The organism is Aeromicrobium sp. (assembly GCF_036676885.1).
Taxonomy (GTDB): Bacteria; Actinomycetota; Actinomycetes; order Propionibacteriales; family Nocardioidaceae; genus Aeromicrobium.
Map to the genome: position 1 here is coordinate 1 of NZ_JAKFCB010000031.1, position 14812 is coordinate 14812.

Below are 14812 nucleotides of genomic sequence, written 5' to 3' on the forward strand. Positions count from 1 at the left end.
GGGCCCGTCGGCGACGCGTTCGTCCGAGCGTCGGGGCCGAGAAAAGCGATAGACGAACTGCACCCGGAGAAGCCCTGACTCAGCGCCGTAGGACCCGGGTTCGATTCCCGGCAGCTCCACGAATGACAGAGCCCCGCTCGCCCCGGTTTTGGGCGAGCGGGGCTCTGTCATTCGTGAATCAAGCAGAGTGAATCGAGTCGGGCCCCATCAACGCGGCGACATCCCCGCGGCGAAGCCGCCACCAGGCGCCGCCATACAAGGGATCCCGGCAGCTCCAACTCTTCCATCTGAAACTAGTTGTTAACCTCGCGGAACTCTCGCGGCAAATGGGTCGCCATAGCGTCGGTGCGATCGGCCCGCCGGAAGGACCGGCACTGGCCGAAGGAGGCCGCGACATGCATGTTCCCGACGGATTTCTCGACTCGCCCACCTGTGCGGTGACCGGGGCGGTCGCACTCTTCGGCGTCACCCACGCGGTGCGCCTGCTGGATGCTGAGAGCCGGGACGACGAGCGGGTTCCGATGGCAGCACTCGTGGCGACGTTCGTGTTTGCCGCGCAGATGGTCAACTTCCCGATCGGAGACGGCATCAGCGGACACCTGCTCGGTGGCGCCGTGGCAGCCGTGCTCGTCGGGCCGGCGGCTGCTGTCGTGTGCGTGTCCGGAGTGCTCGTGGTCCAGGCGCTGTTCTTCGCGGACGGGGGAGTGGCCGCGCTCGGAGCCAACGTGACGCTCATGGCGCTGGTCGGCACGCTGGTCGGCTGGTTCGCGTTCCGTGCCGTGCTCGCAGTCCTGCCGCGTACCCCGGCCGCCGTGCCCCTGGCAGCCGCGGCCGGTGGGCTCGTGTCGGTGCCGGTCGCGGCCGCCGCCTTCTCGGGCGTGTTCGCCCTCGGCGGGCGAGCTCACGTGGATTTCGGCGACCTGTTCGTCTCGATGGTGGAGTGGCACTCCCTGATCGGGGTCGGGGAGGGGATCATCACGGGGCTTGTGGTCGCCGCCGTCGTGTCGGTTCGCCCTGACCTCGTTCGCGGTGCCGCTCGCCGGCGTCTCGAGGCAGTGGGCGCATGACCGCGCGCCGATTCACGGCCGTGGCCTTCGCTCTCGCGCTCGTCGTTGCCGGCGTGCTCAGCCAGTACGCCTCGCCGCATCCCGACGGGCTGATGCACGTTGCCGAGGCCGCGGGGTTCCTGTCGTCGGAGTCGACCGGTCGTACGAGCGGCTCGCCACTGGCCGGCTATGCGGTCGCGGGGCTGCGTGACGCACGGCTTTCGGGCGGGTTGGCCGGCGTCGTCGGCTGCCTCGCCTGCTTCGCTCTCGTGGGTGCCGTCACCCGGCGCCGTGCCTGATCTCGTGGCACCGCGCACGGGGTCGCGGGGGAGGCAGGCGATTAACACGAAAGTAATCCCATCTGGAAGTAATTGGAAATCTGCTCTTTCTAGCGTGCTCCTACCAGGCGGCGCAGCGATGCGCCGGACGCGCAACAACCGAAAGGGATTCCAGTGGTGAAATCACGCGCCAGGCTCGTCGCCGGCACCGCAGCGGCGTTGTCCGCGGCACTCGTCTTGACGGGGTGTGGCTCCAAGTCCGACGACGGCGGCGAGTCGTCCGCCGCCAAGGGCTGTGTCGACACCTCGGGGGACAGTGTCAAGCTCGGCTTCCTCAATTCGATGAGTGGCCCGATGTCAATCAGCGAGAGCACCGTCTCGGACGCCCTGAACCTGGCGGCCGAGCAGATCAACGCCGAGGGCGGCATCCTCGGCAAGAAGATCGAGCCGGTCCAGGAGGACGGCGCGAGCGAGCCGACAGTGTTCGCGGAGAAGGCGACCAAGCTGATCCAGAGCGACTGCGTCGCCGCAGTGTTCGGCGGGTGGACCTCGTCGTCTCGCGTCGCCATGCGACCGGTGTTCAAGAGCCTCAACAACATCTTGTTCTACCCCGTGCAGTACGAGGGCCTCGAGGCCGACCACAACATCTTCTACACGGGCGCCACGACCAACCAGCAGATCATCCCGGCCCTCGACTTCCTCAAGAAGGAGAAGAAGATCGAGTCGATCTTCCTCGCGGGCTCGGACTACGTGTTCCCGCGGACGGCCAACAAGATCATCAAGCAGTACGCCGCGGCGAATGACATCAAGGTCGTCGGTGAGGAGTACCAGCCGCTCGACCAGGGCGCATGGGGGACCGCGGTCGACAAGATCGTGTCGACCAAGCCCGACGTGGTCTTCAACACCATCAACGGTGACTCGAACGTCGCGTTCTTGAAGGCGTACGACGAGAAGGGGCTCGACGCCTCGTCGATCCCGATCGTCTCGGTGTCGATCGCCGAGGAGGAGGCCGCCGCGATCCCGGTGGACCTGACAGGCCAGATGACGTCCTGGAACTACTACCAGACCGTCGAGGGCGAGACGAACTCTGCTTTCGTCAAGGCGTTCAAGGACAAGTTCGGCCAGGATCGTCCGACGTCCGATCCGATGGAGGCGGCCTACACGTCGCTGTGGCTGTACAAGGCCATGGTCGAGAAGGCCGAGACGTTCGACGTCGACGACGTCATCGATGCGGCCGGTGGGATCAGCTTCGACGCCCCCGAGGGCAAGGTCACGATCAACGGCGAGAACCATCACATCGCCAAGACCGCGCTCATCGGTGAGGTCCAGAAGGACAAGCTCATCAAGACCATCTGGTCCTCGGGTGAGCCGATCGAGCCGGACCCGTTCCTGAAGACGTACGACTGGTGGGATCCCTCGAAGGAGTGATCGCGTTCAGGTAGCCCCTGGGTCCCGCATCCTCGCGGGCGCGGGACCCAGGGCGCCCCTCAGGCCACCTCTCTGGAAGGCAGACCCTTATGGATGTAGTCATCTCGCAGGCGTTCACCGGCGCCTCATACGGCGCAGCCCTGCTCCTGATCGCGCTGGGGCTGTCGCTCACGTTCGGTCAGATGGGTGTCATCAACATGGCCCACGGCGAGTTTCTGATGGCCGGCGCCTACTCGGCGTACCTGACGCAGAAGCTCGTCACGAACGCCGACTTCTCGCTGGTCCTCGCCATCCCGATCGCGTTCTGCGTGGCCGGGCTGCTCGGGCTCCTGCTCGAGGTGCTCGTCATCTCGCGGATGTATCACCGGGCGCTCGACACGCTGCTCGTGACGTTCGGGGTGAGCCTCGTGCTGCAGCAGGCCGCCAAGGATCTCTTCGGAGCCCAGGCCAAGGCCGTGGAAGCGCCGGGCTGGCTCGACGGGCAGATCCCCGTCCTCGGTTACCGCTACCCGCTCAGCCAGATGTTCATCCTGGTGCTCGCGATCGCCTGCCTGGCCGGGATGGCGGCGCTGCTGAAGTACACCGGCTTCGGCCGCCAGATCCGTGCCACGGTCCAGAACCGCGATCTGGCCGAGACCGTGGGAGTGTCGACCCGCAGGATCGACCGGCTGACGTTCTTCATCGGCTCAGGCCTGGCCGGGGTGGCCGGCGTCGCCGTCACCCTGATCACCGCGACGGAGTCGACGATGGGCTCCGAATACATCATCTGGGCCTTCCTCGTCGTCGTCGCGGGCGGCATCGGCCAGATCAAGGGCGCCGTGATCGCCGCCTTCGGCCTCGGCATCATGCGGGCCTTCCTGACGTACTGGACCGACGGGAGCATGGCGGTCGTCCTGACCTTCCTCATCGTCGTCGCCTTCCTCCAGCTGCGACCACAAGGCCTCTTCGCCGTACGAACCAGGAGCCTCGCATGACCGACACGATGACCCAGCCCATCGAGGTGTCCGCGCCGCCGCGCGCCCCGCGTCGCTCGCCGCTCAGGGCGTACCTGCCGCTGGTCGGCATCGCTGTCCTCGCGGTCTTCCTGCTCGTCATCGCACCGGCCGCGCTCAGCTCGTTCCGGCTGAACAACCTCGGGAAGTACTGCTGCTACGCCATCGCAGCCGTCGGCATCGGGCTTGCCTGGGGTCGCGGCGGAATGCTGGTCCTCGGCCAAGGCCTGTTCTTCGGAATCGGGGCGTACGCGATGGGGATGCACCTCAAGCTCGAGGCGGCCGGCCCCGACGCCGTGCCGGACTTCATGATGAACTTCGGCTCAGGCGTGCTGCCGGCGTGGTGGGAGCCGTTCCGCAGCGGCCCGTTCACGATCCTTGCGATCGTCGTCATCCCGGCCGTCGTGGCGGGCGTGCTGGGCCTCGCGGTGTTCAAACGGCGGATCAAGGGCGCGTACTTCGCGATCCTGTCGCAGGCGTTGACGGTCGCGTTCGCCGCGCTCCTGGTCTCTCAGATCAAGTACACCGGCGGGCAGACGGGCCTCAACTCACTCAGCACCTTCTTCGGCTACAACCTGTACGACCCGGTCAACAAACAGATGATCTACTTCATCGCGGCCGGTCTCCTGGTCGTCATGCTGCTCGTCACGTTCCAGCTGTACCGCAGCAGGTTCGGCGAGCTGCTCGTGGCGACCCGCGACGCGGAGGAACGCGTCCGCTTCCTGGGCTACGACCCCGCGAACATCAAGGTCGTCGCGTTCGTGATCGCCGCGGTCATGGCCAGCATCGGCGGGGCGATGTTCGTGCCGATGGCCGGGCTGATCAACCCGCGGGAGGTCAGCGCACTGGCCTCGATCATGTTGATCGCGGGTGTCGCGCTCGGTGGTCGGGCCTCGCTGCTCGGCCCAGCGATCGGGGCGCTGGCGGTCGGCTACGGCCGGACGTCGCTCTCGGAGTCGTTTCCTGACCAGTGGACGTACTTCCTCGGCGGTCTGTTCATCGTGGTCATCTTGTTCATCCCCAACGGCCTCACCTCGGTGATCCCCAAGGCCTGGCGGGCCCTGGCCAGCACGCAGAGGACTCGAACCAAGGTTGGTGAGGCGGCATGACCACCGAGCTCGATCACCTCGAGGTCAAGGGCCTTGGCGTCAGCTTCGACGGGTTCAAGGCCGTCGACGGTGTGGACCTGACGCTGCGCCAGGGCCGCTTGCACTTCCTCATCGGTCCCAACGGCGCGGGAAAGACGACGCTGGTCGATGCGCTCACCGGACTCGTCAAGGGCACGGGCCACGCTCAGTACCGGGGCCGGGACCTGCTGTCGCTCAAGTCGCACCAGGTCGTCCGCGCCGGAGTCGGCCGCACGTTCCAGACCGCGACGGTGTTCGAGGAGCTCAGCGTGCTGCAGAACCTCGACATCGCCGGCGGGGTCCACCGCACCGCCTGGAGCATGGTGCTGGCGCGCCGGAAGGTGCCGTCGTACGTCGAGGAGGCGCTCGAGACGATCGGCCTCAGCGATCTGCGGCACCGGCCGGCCGGCGTCCTCGCGCACGGTCAGAAGCAGTGGCTCGAGATCGGCATGCTCCTGGTGCAGGACGCCAAGGTCATGTTCCTCGACGAGACCGTGGCCGGCATGAGTGCGGAGGAGCGCGAGGAGACTGGTGAGCTCCTGCGCCGGATCGGTCCGGACCGCACGATCGTCGTGATCGAGCACGACATGGACTTCGTACGGACGTTCGCCGACATCGTCACAGTGATGCATGCCGGCAAGGTGCTGACCGAGGGCACCGTGGCCGAGATCCAGGCCAATCACCAGGTCCAGGAGATCTATCTGGGCCGCAGTGCGGAAGGAGCGGCGCATGCTTGAGCTCATCGGAGTCTCCGCCGGATATGGGCGGACCAGGGTCCTGCACGACGTCAGCGTGACGGTGCCGAGTTCTGGCGCCGTCGCGATCATGGGCCACAACGGGGCGGGCAAGACCACACTGCTGCGTGTCGCTGTCGGGCTGCTGCCGGTCAAGGAAGGCACGGTCCTGCTCGACGGCGAGGACGTCACCAAGCTGCGTCCGAGCGGCCGCGTCAAGCGTGGCCTGGGCTACGTGCCGCAGGGCCAGCAGTGCTTCCCGCAGATGACGACGCTGGAGAACCTGCAGCTCATCACGACCGTCAAGTCCGAGGTGGACGGCGTCCTGGACACGTTCCCTGCGCTGACCACGCTTCTGGGTCGTCGAGCCGGACTTCTGTCTGGCGGCCAGCGGCAGCAGCTCGCGATCGCCCGCACGCTCCTGACGCAGCCCCGCATGCTGATCCTCGACGAACCCACGGAGGGCATTCAACCCAACGTCGTGGCCGAGATCGAGGGCGTCATCGCGGCCCTGACGCAGCGCGGCGACCTTTCGGTGCTTCTCGTGGAGCAGCACGTCGGATTCGCGCTGCGGGCGACCGGGAGCTACTACGTGCTGGAGTCCGGGCGGGTCACCTCCAGCGGGACTGGCGGCGCCGGCGCGATCGACGACGTACGCGCGGCGATGGCGGTGTGAGGTGCACCTGACACCATCCGACGTCGAGAAGCTTCTGCTGTCCGTGGCCGGGATGGTCGCCCGCGACCGCCTTGCCAGGGGAGTCAGGCTCAACCATCCGGAGGCCGTCGCGGTGCTCGCGACGTGGGTCATCGAGCGGGCCCGCGACGGGGCGAGCGTTTCCGACCTCATGACGACGGGCCGCGAGGTCCTGGCTCGCGACCAGGTCATGCCTGACGTCGCAGAGATGCTGACCGAGGTGCAGGTCGAGGCGACTTTCCCCGACGGGCGAAAGCTCGTCACCATCCACCAACCCATCGCATAGCGATGAACAACCAGCAGAGTGCTTAGGGGGTTGACCGTGTCCAGTCAGTCGCGCGGTCCCGGGGCCGTCAAGGTCGCGGACGGAACGCTCGTCATCAACGTCGACAGGTCGCCGGACCAGCGGCGCACGATCGTGATCGTCAACACCGGCGACCGGCCCGTCCAGATCGGCTCCCACATCCACCTCGCCGAGGTGAACTCGGCGCTCGACCTCGACCGCGAGGCCGCCCGCGGGTTCCGGCTCGACATTCCGTCGGGCACCTCGCGCCGCTTCGAGCCGGGAGCCTCCCGGGAGGTCGACATCGTGACGTTTGGCGGTCGCCGCGTCGTGCCCGGCATCCAGGTCAAGCCCACCCCCGTCGAGGGAGGTTGACATGGAGCTGACTCGCTCGGAGTACGCCGCGCTGTACGGGCCGACCGTTGGAGACCAGGTGCGGCTCGGCGACACCGACCTGTGGATCGAGGTGGAGCAGGACTTCACGTTCGGCGGGGAGGAGGCGATCTTCGGCGGCGGCAAGTCGATCCGTGAGTCGATGGCCCAAGGCATGGCGTCGCGGGCCGACGGCGCCCTCGACACCGTCATCACCAACGCGATCGTGCTCGACCACTGGGGCATCGTGCGTGCCGACGTCGGCATCCGCGACGGCCGCATCGTCGCGCTCGGGCGGGCCGGCAACCCCGACATCGCCGACGGTGTCCATCCGCGGCTGCTGATCGGACCCTCCACGGACGTCATCTCGGGGGAGGGTCGGATCCTCACGGCCGGCGCGATCGACATCCACGTCCATCTGCTGTCGAGGTCTCAGCTCGTCGAAGCGCTGGCGACCGGAACGACGACGGTCGGCGGTGGCGGCACGGGTCCGTCGGAGGGCTCCAAAGCCACGACCGTCACGCCGGGTGCGTGGCACCTGCAGACGGTCCACCGGGCGCTGGACTCGTTGCCGCTGAACTTCCTGCTGATGGGCAAGGGCAACACGGTCTCCGCGCCGGCCCTCGCCGAGCAGGCGCTGGCGGGCGCCGGCGGATACAAGGTGCACGAGGACTGGGGGTCGACGCCCGCCGCGATCGATGCCGCGCTCAAGGCGGCTGACGAGCACGGCCTGCAGGTCGCACTGCACTCGGACTCGCTCAACGAGGCGGGCTACCTCGAGTCGACCGTTGCGGCCATCGGCGGTCGGTCGATCCACGCCTTTCACGCGGAGGGCGCAGGTGGTGGGCACGCACCCGACATCCTGTCGATCGCGTCGTTGCCGTTCGTCATCCCAGGCTCGACGAACCCGACGTTGCCGCACACCGTCAACACCGTCGCGGAGCACCTCGACATGCTCATGGTGTGTCACCACCTCAACCCTCGGGTGCCTGAGGACCTCGCGTTCGCTGAGTCTCGGATCCGGGCGACCACGATCGCTGCCGAGGACGTGCTGCACGACCTCGGTGCCCTGTCGATCACGTCGTCCGACGCCCAGGCGATGGGCCGCGTCGGCGAGGTCGTGACCCGTACGTGGCAGGTCGCGCATGTCATGAAGAATCGCCTGGGTCACCTTGGTGGGCGCGCAGACAACGTCAGGGCACGCCGGTATGTCGCGAAGTACACCGTGAACCCGGCTATCGCGCACGGCCTCGACGACGAGATCGGCTCGGTCGAGCCGGGCAAGCTCGCGGACCTCGTTCTGTGGGAACCGCGGTTCTTCGGCATCCGGCCCGAGATCGTGATGAAGGGTGGTGCGCTGGTGTGGGGATCTCTCGGCGACCCCAACGCGTCGATCCCGACGCCCCAGCCGCAGCTCATGCGTTCCACCTTGATCGATCCTGCCGAGGGATCGGGGGCCGATCTGTCGGTCACGTTCGTCGCGCCGTCGGCGATCGACGACGGGTTGGCCGATCGGCTCGGCCTGCGTCGCCGGCTGGCCGGGGTCAAGCCGACCCGCGACGTCGGCAAGGCGCAGATGGTCAACAACGACGCACTGCCCGAGATCCGGATCGAGCCCGAGACGTTCGCGATCCACATCGACGGCGAGCTCGTCGTGCCCGCGCCGGCGACGTCCCTGCCCCTGGCCCAGCTCTATTCGATGTTCTAGCCATGACCCTGACTCTCCCGGCAGATCTCGTCCTCATGCTTCTCGCGGACGCCCGGCTGCCCACGGCCGGGCACACCCAGTCGGCGGGTCTCGAGCCGGCGGTCGTGCATGGGCTGGGACCCGCAGACGTGCCGGCTTACATCGACCTGCGGCTGAGCACCGTCACCCGTGTCGAGGCTGCCACGGCTGTCGTCGCCCTGCACCACCTGCGCCAGGGCCTCGCCATGGTCGACGTCGAGACGGCGTGGGCGGCTCGCACGCCCAGCGCCGCGTTGCGGGCGACGTCGCGGTCGATGGGGCGCGCCCTCCTGAGGGTCGTACGGCGACTGTGGCCGGACGATCCGTCGGTGCGGGGTCTCGCCCCTGGGATGTCGCGCGCTGTGGTGCTCGCGGCGGTCGCCGATGCGTGCGGGCTCGCCCCCGTCGCGCTGGCGCGCTTGATCGGCTATGACGACGTGCAGACCGTGGCCTCCGCGGCGCTCAAGCTGTTGCCGCTCGACCCGGCGGAGGTGACCGCGTGGGTGCTCGGCGCGCTGCCCGCGGTCGACCGGCTCGCCATCGACGTCGCGCCCCTGATCCTGCCCGGCTCGATCCCCGCGTCCGGCGCTCCCCAGATCGAGGCGTGGGCAGAGGCCCACGCCACTGCCACCCGGAGGTTGTTCAGTGCCTGACATGCCCATCACCCCTGCCGATCGCGCCTTGCGGATCGGTGTCTGTGGACCGGTCGGGACCGGCAAGAGCTCGCTCATCGCTCTCCTGTGCGGAGAGCTCGCCGACCTGCTGCGGATCGCGGTCGTGACGAATGACATCTACACCGACGAGGACGCCCGCTTCCTCCGTTCCGCCGGCGTGCTCGATCCCGAGCGGATCCGGGCCGTCGAGACCGGTGCGTGTCCGCACACCGCCATCCGGGACGACATCACGGCCAACCTGCTGGCGGTCGAGGAGCTGGAGGAGGACTTCGCCCCGCTCGACCTCGTGCTGGTCGAGTCCGGCGGGGACAACCTCACCGCGACGTTCTCCCCGGCCCTCGTGGACACCCAGGTGTTCCTGATCGACGTCGCGGGTGGGGGCGACGTCGCGCGCAAGGGCGGGCCCGGCATCACGCGTGCCGACCTGCTGGTCGTCAACAAGACCGATCTTGCCCCACATGTCGGGGTCGACCCGGTCGAGATGGTCTCGGACGCGTCCGCCGTACGTGACGGGCGTCCGGTCATCGCGCTGTCCCGTGGTGACCGCGACTCGGTCGTGGCGTTGACCGACTGGGTGCTGGGCCAGCTCGCGGAGCACCGGGCCGGAGTCCTCGTGCCGTCCGACCCCGGACCGATGGCCCCGCACGCACACGCCGACGGCATCGTCCACGCACACGAGGATGGCGATGATGCTCACCAGCACGCCCACTCGTGAGGCCCTGAGCCGTACGCGGGTCGAGGTCCGTCGGCCGGCCACAGGCGGCCGCGCGATGGTCTCGTTGAGCACCGGCGCGCCATCAGTCCGGCCCGGCATTCGCCCGCTGCTGATGGCGAGCGACGAAGCGGGTGCCACGGTGTGCCTCATGCCGGACGGTGCCCTGCTGCTGGCCGGCGACGCGATCGCGATCGACGTGTGCGTCGGCCCCGGAGCGCGGCTCGAGCTGGTCGAGCCGGCCGGCACCGTGGCGTACGCGATGGACGGCGGGTCCGCCGTGTGGGATGTCACGATCGAGCTCGCTCCGGCTTCGACGCTGGTGTGGGCAGGCGAGCCGTTCGTCGTCGCAGAGGGGTCGAGGGTGCACCGCAGCACCGTGATCCGGCTCGGTGTCGGGGCGTCGATGGCGTGGCGCGAGACCTTGGTGCTCGGGCGCCACCTGGAGCGGTCCGGGTCCGTGAGCCAGGAGCTCAGCGTGTTGGGGCCGAACGACGTCCCCCTGCTGCACGAGGAGCTGGAGGTGGGCCCGGGGTCGAGCCCCCTCCTGCTCGGCGGGGCGCGGGTGCTCGCGTCCGTGCTGGTGCTGGGCCACCGGCTGCCGGTCGACGGGGAGACCGGGACCGGCACTCGGCTCGAGCTCGAGGGCAACGGCACACTGGTCCGTCACCTCGCGATGGACGCACACCGCGCCACTCCGGCGGCGACCTGGGCGGCTGCGCGACGCGCAGCTGGCTGAGGTCGGTCAGGTGGCCCAGGCGATCTGCTCCTGGACCGCGAACTCGAGGTCCTCCGCGGCCGCGAGATAGACATCCTGGTTCACCAGATTGCCGTCGAGGCGCACGAGGCCACGCGGGCCGCCGTAGAACGTGCCCGACTCGATCGGCGACACGACGTCCATCCCGATGCCGCCGCAGCGGCGACCGATCCACGCGAGGAACAAGATGGCCTCGTAGCACGATTCGCCGACTGCGTTGAGCGCCGGCGCCCAGGCGCCATGGCGTTGGTAATAGGCCATGGCGAGCTCGTTGCTCTCGACCGTGTCCATGTTGTCGAAGTACGCCGCAGCGGCGTACAGGTTGCGGTTGGCGCCGGCCCCGCCACCGAGGAGTGTGTTCTCCTCGATCGCCGGGCTCAGCCGGGTGAGTCGGTCGGCGAGACCCTGGCCGGCGAACTGGCGGTTGAAGTGCACGGCGTCCTGGCCCATCAACAGCATGATCACGCCGTCGACATCGTCCTGACGCAGGTCCTGGAGCACGTCCGAGAAGTTCGTCGTGCCGAGGGGGACGTACGTCTCACTGACGATCTGCGAAGCGGTGTCCTGGAGCGCCAAGCGCGTGGTCGTGCCGGTGACCCGCGGGAAGACATAGTCGTTGCCCACGATCGACCAGCGACCGACGCCGAGCTGTTCGCGCATCCAGTGCGCAGCGGGCAGGAGCTGGTTGGCCGGTCGCTCACCGAGCATGAACACGCCGGCGGTGTCGTCCCGTCCCTCGTGCATCGCAGCGTACGCGTAGACGACCTTGCCGCCGATGCGCCGCGTGATGGCCTGACGAACAGCGGAGATGTGCCAGCCCGCGACTGCCTCGACCGCGCCGCTGTCGACCAGCGCGGCGACCTCCGCGGCGACGACCTCGGGATCACGTCCGGCGTCGACCACGATCAGCTTGATCTCGCGCCCGGCGATGCCATCACGGGCGTTGAGCTGCTCGACGGCCAGCTCCCCGCAGGCCAGGCACGACGGCCCGTAAATGCCCGTCGGGCCTTGGAGGGGGACCACGAAGGCCACCGGTAGCGACTCGCGCCGACGGTGGGACTGAAGCGGGTGAACGTTCAGGGTGCCTCCGCCGCTCGATTGCTCCGTGGTTCTGCCCAGTCTGGGGCACAATGGAGGAGATCGTTGCGGTGCCAGGAAAAAGTCACCTTCGTGATACGGAAACGCAACACACGCGTGATCAACTGACTGAGTGGGAGGTACTCGGATGGCGCAGGTCGACTCGGCCACCAGCGTGACGCTGCAGCTCAAGCAGGCCGAGCAGGTCCTCCGCCGCAAGCTCGAGCACGTTCTCGGCCCCGAGCAGATCACGTTCGAGCACTGGCAGGTGCTCGCTGCATTGCTCGAACGTCCCGGCCTGCGGATGACCGAGCTCGCCGAAGCGGCGGTGCTGCCGGCTGCGACGCTCACCCGCCACGTCGACCGGCTCGTCGAGCGCGCCCTGGTCATTCGTCGCATCGACCCCGATGACAGGCGTCGCGCCGTTGTCGCACTGTCGGGCCGCGGTGAGCAGATGGCGAGGCGGCTCCGCGAGGTCGAGTCCGACGCTGAGATCGCGACCGCACGGGTCTGACCGGACCGCTCGGCAGCGGGACCGCGAACCGGGCCGTCCAGGGTGCTCGACCTGTGTGACGCACTTCCCGATGAGATGGCCGATCGCGACCTCACGACAGATCTGGAGATCGCCGAGTCACTCGTCGGGGAGCTCTCTGCTCTGGCGCAGGCCTAAAGCTCCGTCTCCGTGAGCGCCTGCTTCGACCCGGCGACCCGGATCTCGACGCGTCGGATCTCGTCCTTCGGCACGGCGCTGGAGGTGGCGAGCGACGCCGCCTTGGGGCTCGTGGCCACCCACGACGCGGCGATCGTCTCGCGGCCGGAGGTGTCGGTGATGACGAGCTCGTACGCCCGGCTGGCACCGTAGCCGCCGGTGGCGAGGTAGTTGCAGTTCCACTCCAGCCGCGTGCCCCACTCCTTCTGCTCGACCCGCAGGCTGGCCGTCATGATGTCGGGCTGCGTCGAGCTCATCGCGACGAACTGTCCAGATGGCGTCGACGCGTCGTCGGCGGAGCCGAGGGCGTACCCACCGATCCCCAGGCCGAGCGCCGCGGCGACACCGGCTCCGGCGATCGCGAGGCGTACGCGGCGACGGCGTCGCCCTGCGGCCACCGCGAGTCGGGTGACCAGGCCGTCGGACGCCGGCTCATCGACGGGCTCGGGCTCGAGCAGCGCGACCGCCTCCTCCTTGCTGAGGGTCGCGAGGATGCCGGGCATCCCGGCGAGCTCGGCGACGGCCGCCGAGCAGGCGGCGCAGGTCGTCAGGTGCTCCTCGAACGCTCGCCGGTCGTCGGGGCCGAGCAGGCCGAGGACGTAGGCCGCGTCCCAGTCGTGGAACTCATCGCCGTTCATCGCGTGACACCTCTTTCCTGCATGGCGAGTCGTAGGGCGCGGAGCGCGTAGTGCATACGCGACCGCACGGTGCCTTCGGGTATGCCCTCCTCGCGGGCGATCTCGACGGCGGACCTGCCGAGGTAGTACGCGTTGACCACGGCGTGCCGGTGCTCGTCCGACAGTGATCGCAGCGCGTCGGACACCAGCCACCGGTCGAGCGTCGCGTCGGTGCCGTCTGCACGCGAGGTCTCGGGCATCCGGTCACTCGTCACCTCGTGCAGGTGGCGGGCACTGCGTCGATCGTCGATCACCAGGTTGCGCGCCACCGTGAAGAGCCAGGCGCGTGACGCGGCATCGCCCTGCTCGAGGATCGCGGGCCGCTTCCACGCCCGGAACAACGCCTCCTGCACGACGTCCTGGGCCAGCGCCGGGTCGTACGTCAGCCGGGTGACGTAGCGCAGGAGGGCAGGCGCGTGCGCATCGTGCAGCGCACGCAGCAGCTCGTCCTGGTTCTCGGGCATTCGTCCTCCAGCCCTACAACGGGGAGCAGGGCCGATTCGTTCAGTTCTTCCGACCATTGAACGCTTGGTGGGGCGGTCTCGTCTTCACAACAGGGCGTCATGCCCGAGATCGAAGGAGCTGATCGCGATGAATCGCAGGCTGACAATCGCCATGGCCGGCACCTCGCTGGCCCTTCTGTCCCTGACGGCGTGCGGGGAGGATGACTCCGCCGGCGACGTCCCCGCGAAAGGGTCAGCCATCGGCACTTCTGAGAGCTCGCTGGGCACGATCGTCGTGGACGGCAACGGCATGACCGCGTACGTCTTCGACCAGGACGAACCCGGATCCGGCAAGAGCTCGTGCGCCGGTGGGTGCGCCGAGGAGTGGCCGGCGATCACGTCGACGGCCGACCAGCCGAAGGTCGACGGGGTGACCGGCGAGGTCGGCACGATCGCCGGGACCGACGGCGCCAAGCAGGTCACGCTCGAGGGCCTGCCGCTCTACACGTACGCCGGCGACGGCGCTGTGGGGGACACGCAGGGCCAGGGCAAGGGTGGCGTCTGGTGGGTTGTCTCGCCCGCCGGAGAGAAGATCACGAAAACCGCGACCACCGACGGCGGCGGGGGCTACTGACGCGGACCGCTTCGGCGGCCTGGGCACCGGCTGGGATGCGGACGTATCGTCGAGGGCATGTCGACGTTCACTGATGCCCAGATCGAAGAAGCCCTCGACTCACTGCCCGGCTGGTCACAGGAGGGCGAGGCGATCGTGAGGACGTACGAGTTCGCGGACTTCCGGGCGGCCCTGGACTTCATGAACCGCGCCGCGGGGCCGATCGAGGAGATGAACCACCACCCGGAGTGGACGAACGTCTACAACCGCGTCGACATCCGGCTCAGCAGCCACGACGTCGGCGGCGTGACCGGTCGCGATGTCCAGCTCGCCAACGTGCTCGAGCGGGTCGCCGACGCGGTCGCCTAGGCCCAGAGGTTCTCGCCGAACTTGAACCAGATCGCGGCGATCAGGACGACGTACCAGAGGGTGCAGATCAACATCGTCCAGTCGCCGACGAAGCGGGACAC

19 protein-coding genes and 1 other RNA gene are annotated in these 14812 nt (G+C 68.5%); 17 read left to right on the plus strand and 3 right to left on the minus strand.

Annotation, left to right across the window (positions count from 1 at the left end; translation table 11 throughout):
- From ssrA to V6M46_RS01785, 14 genes are all read left to right on the plus strand, one after another.
- Positions 1–122: a transfer-messenger RNA gene (ssrA, locus tag V6M46_RS01720) on the plus strand; the annotation flags it as partial.
- A gap of 273 nt (positions 123–395) precedes the next feature.
- On the plus strand, positions 396–1067 hold the full coding sequence (locus V6M46_RS01725) for an energy-coupling factor ABC transporter permease (RefSeq protein ID WP_332661995.1): 672 nt from the start codon (positions 396–398) through the stop codon (positions 1065–1067).
- Positions 1064–1345, plus strand: coding sequence for a PDGLE domain-containing protein (locus V6M46_RS01730; RefSeq protein WP_332661997.1), 282 nt, complete (start codon positions 1064–1066; stop codon positions 1343–1345). The genes V6M46_RS01725 and V6M46_RS01730 overlap by 4 nt, the downstream gene beginning before the upstream one ends.
- 156 nt (positions 1346–1501) lie before the next feature.
- Positions 1502–2752, plus strand: coding sequence for an urea ABC transporter substrate-binding protein (gene urtA, locus V6M46_RS01735; RefSeq protein WP_332661999.1), 1251 nt, complete (start codon positions 1502–1504; stop codon positions 2750–2752).
- 89 nt (positions 2753–2841) lie between these two features.
- Positions 2842–3726, plus strand: a complete 885-nt coding sequence (gene urtB / locus V6M46_RS01740; protein WP_332662000.1) for an urea ABC transporter permease subunit UrtB — start codon at positions 2842–2844, stop codon at positions 3724–3726.
- Complete coding sequence (gene urtC, locus V6M46_RS01745) at positions 3723–4853, plus strand: urea ABC transporter permease subunit UrtC (RefSeq protein ID WP_332662001.1); 1131 nt, start codon at positions 3723–3725, stop codon at positions 4851–4853. Before urtB ends, urtC begins: the two co-directional genes overlap by 4 nt.
- Positions 4850–5608 (plus strand): urea ABC transporter ATP-binding protein UrtD, encoded by a 759-nt coding sequence (gene urtD / locus V6M46_RS01750; protein WP_332662002.1) that lies wholly within the window; start codon positions 4850–4852, stop codon positions 5606–5608. Before urtC ends, urtD begins: the two co-directional genes overlap by 4 nt.
- On the plus strand, positions 5601–6281 hold the full coding sequence (locus V6M46_RS01755; protein WP_332662003.1) for an ATP-binding cassette domain-containing protein: 681 nt from the start codon (positions 5601–5603) through the stop codon (positions 6279–6281). Before urtD ends, V6M46_RS01755 begins: the two co-directional genes overlap by 8 nt.
- A 1-nt stretch (position 6282) precedes the next feature.
- Positions 6283–6585, plus strand: coding sequence for an urease subunit gamma (locus tag V6M46_RS01760; RefSeq protein ID WP_332662005.1), 303 nt, complete (start codon positions 6283–6285; stop codon positions 6583–6585).
- A 36-nt stretch (positions 6586–6621) separates the two neighbouring features.
- Entirely contained in the window at positions 6622–6957 is a 336-nt protein-coding gene (gene ureB / locus V6M46_RS01765) for an urease subunit beta (RefSeq protein WP_332662006.1), read from the plus strand.
- A gap of 1 nt (position 6958) precedes the next feature.
- A complete protein-coding gene (locus V6M46_RS01770) occupies positions 6959–8662 on the plus strand; it encodes an urease subunit alpha (protein ID WP_332662007.1) in 1704 nt (567 codons plus the stop codon).
- Positions 8663–8664: 2 nt separating this feature from the next.
- Positions 8665–9333 carry an urease accessory protein UreF gene (locus tag V6M46_RS01775; RefSeq protein WP_332662008.1) on the plus strand — a complete coding sequence of 223 codons (669 nt, stop codon included), beginning with the start codon at positions 8665–8667 and terminating at the stop codon, positions 9331–9333.
- 1 nt (position 9334) lies between these two features.
- Complete coding sequence (gene ureG, locus V6M46_RS01780; RefSeq protein WP_332662009.1) at positions 9335–10069, plus strand: urease accessory protein UreG; 735 nt, start codon at positions 9335–9337, stop codon at positions 10067–10069.
- Positions 10044–10805 (plus strand): urease accessory protein UreD, encoded by a 762-nt coding sequence (locus V6M46_RS01785; RefSeq protein ID WP_332662010.1) that lies wholly within the window; start codon positions 10044–10046, stop codon positions 10803–10805. The genes ureG and V6M46_RS01785 overlap by 26 nt, the downstream gene beginning before the upstream one ends.
- A 6-nt stretch (positions 10806–10811) precedes the next feature.
- On the opposite strand, the gene V6M46_RS01790 is transcribed toward V6M46_RS01785, so the two are convergent.
- Positions 10812–11846, minus strand: coding sequence for a substrate-binding domain-containing protein (locus V6M46_RS01790; RefSeq protein ID WP_332662011.1), 1035 nt, complete (start codon positions 11844–11846; stop codon positions 10812–10814).
- Between the two features lie 202 nt (positions 11847–12048).
- Here V6M46_RS01790 and V6M46_RS01795 point away from each other — a divergent pair, with 202 nt between their 5' ends.
- Positions 12049–12414, plus strand: coding sequence for a MarR family winged helix-turn-helix transcriptional regulator (locus V6M46_RS01795; RefSeq protein ID WP_332662012.1), 366 nt, complete (start codon positions 12049–12051; stop codon positions 12412–12414).
- 152 nt (positions 12415–12566) lie between these two features.
- On the opposite strand, the gene V6M46_RS01800 is transcribed toward V6M46_RS01795, so the two are convergent.
- Positions 12567–13247: an anti-sigma factor family protein gene (locus V6M46_RS01800; protein WP_332662013.1), complete on the minus strand. Its 681-nt coding sequence runs from the start codon at positions 13245–13247 to the stop codon at positions 12567–12569.
- Complete coding sequence (locus V6M46_RS01805; protein ID WP_332662014.1) at positions 13244–13750, minus strand: sigma-70 family RNA polymerase sigma factor; 507 nt, start codon at positions 13748–13750, stop codon at positions 13244–13246. Before V6M46_RS01805 ends, V6M46_RS01800 begins: the two co-directional genes overlap by 4 nt.
- A gap of 127 nt (positions 13751–13877) precedes the next feature.
- On the opposite strand from V6M46_RS01805, the gene V6M46_RS01810 reads away from it, so the two are divergent.
- Positions 13878–14363, plus strand: coding sequence for a COG4315 family predicted lipoprotein (locus V6M46_RS01810; protein WP_332662015.1), 486 nt, complete (start codon positions 13878–13880; stop codon positions 14361–14363).
- Positions 14364–14420: 57 nt separating this feature from the next.
- The gene (locus tag V6M46_RS01815) at positions 14421–14711 is read left to right on the plus strand and encodes a 4a-hydroxytetrahydrobiopterin dehydratase (protein ID WP_332662016.1); all 291 of its coding nucleotides are present in this window, start codon (positions 14421–14423) and stop codon (positions 14709–14711) included.
- Positions 14712–14812 lie beyond the last annotated feature (101 nt).

What these genes read in the sequence shown, in the direction of transcription:
- urtC (WP_332662001.1), top strand. Translation starts at nt 3,723, where the DNA reads ATGACCGACACGATGACCCAGCCCATCGAGGTGTCCGCGCCGCCGCGC.
- V6M46_RS01795 (WP_332662012.1), top strand. Translation starts at nt 12,049, where the DNA reads ATGGCGCAGGTCGACTCGGCCACCAGCGTGACGCTGCAGCTCAAGCAG.
- V6M46_RS01805 (WP_332662014.1), bottom strand. Translation starts at nt 13,750, where the DNA reads ATGCCCGAGAACCAGGACGAGCTGCTGCGTGCGCTGCACGATGCGCAC.
- V6M46_RS01775 (WP_332662008.1), top strand. Translation starts at nt 8,665, where the DNA reads ATGACCCTGACTCTCCCGGCAGATCTCGTCCTCATGCTTCTCGCGGAC.
- ureG (WP_332662009.1), top strand. Translation starts at nt 9,335, where the DNA reads ATGCCCATCACCCCTGCCGATCGCGCCTTGCGGATCGGTGTCTGTGGA.
- V6M46_RS01725 (WP_332661995.1), top strand. Translation starts at nt 396, where the DNA reads ATGCATGTTCCCGACGGATTTCTCGACTCGCCCACCTGTGCGGTGACC.
- V6M46_RS01755 (WP_332662003.1), top strand. Translation starts at nt 5,601, where the DNA reads ATGCTTGAGCTCATCGGAGTCTCCGCCGGATATGGGCGGACCAGGGTC.
- V6M46_RS01815 (WP_332662016.1), top strand. Translation starts at nt 14,421, where the DNA reads ATGTCGACGTTCACTGATGCCCAGATCGAAGAAGCCCTCGACTCACTG.
- V6M46_RS01770 (WP_332662007.1), top strand. Translation starts at nt 6,959, where the DNA reads ATGGAGCTGACTCGCTCGGAGTACGCCGCGCTGTACGGGCCGACCGTT.
- V6M46_RS01810 (WP_332662015.1), top strand. Translation starts at nt 13,878, where the DNA reads ATGAATCGCAGGCTGACAATCGCCATGGCCGGCACCTCGCTGGCCCTT.
- urtD (WP_332662002.1), top strand. Translation starts at nt 4,850, where the DNA reads ATGACCACCGAGCTCGATCACCTCGAGGTCAAGGGCCTTGGCGTCAGC.
- urtB (WP_332662000.1), top strand. Translation starts at nt 2,842, where the DNA reads ATGGATGTAGTCATCTCGCAGGCGTTCACCGGCGCCTCATACGGCGCA.
- V6M46_RS01785 (WP_332662010.1), top strand. Translation starts at nt 10,044, where the DNA reads ATGCTCACCAGCACGCCCACTCGTGAGGCCCTGAGCCGTACGCGGGTC.
- V6M46_RS01730 (WP_332661997.1), top strand. Translation starts at nt 1,064, where the DNA reads ATGACCGCGCGCCGATTCACGGCCGTGGCCTTCGCTCTCGCGCTCGTC.
- V6M46_RS01800 (WP_332662013.1), bottom strand. Translation starts at nt 13,247, where the DNA reads ATGAACGGCGATGAGTTCCACGACTGGGACGCGGCCTACGTCCTCGGC.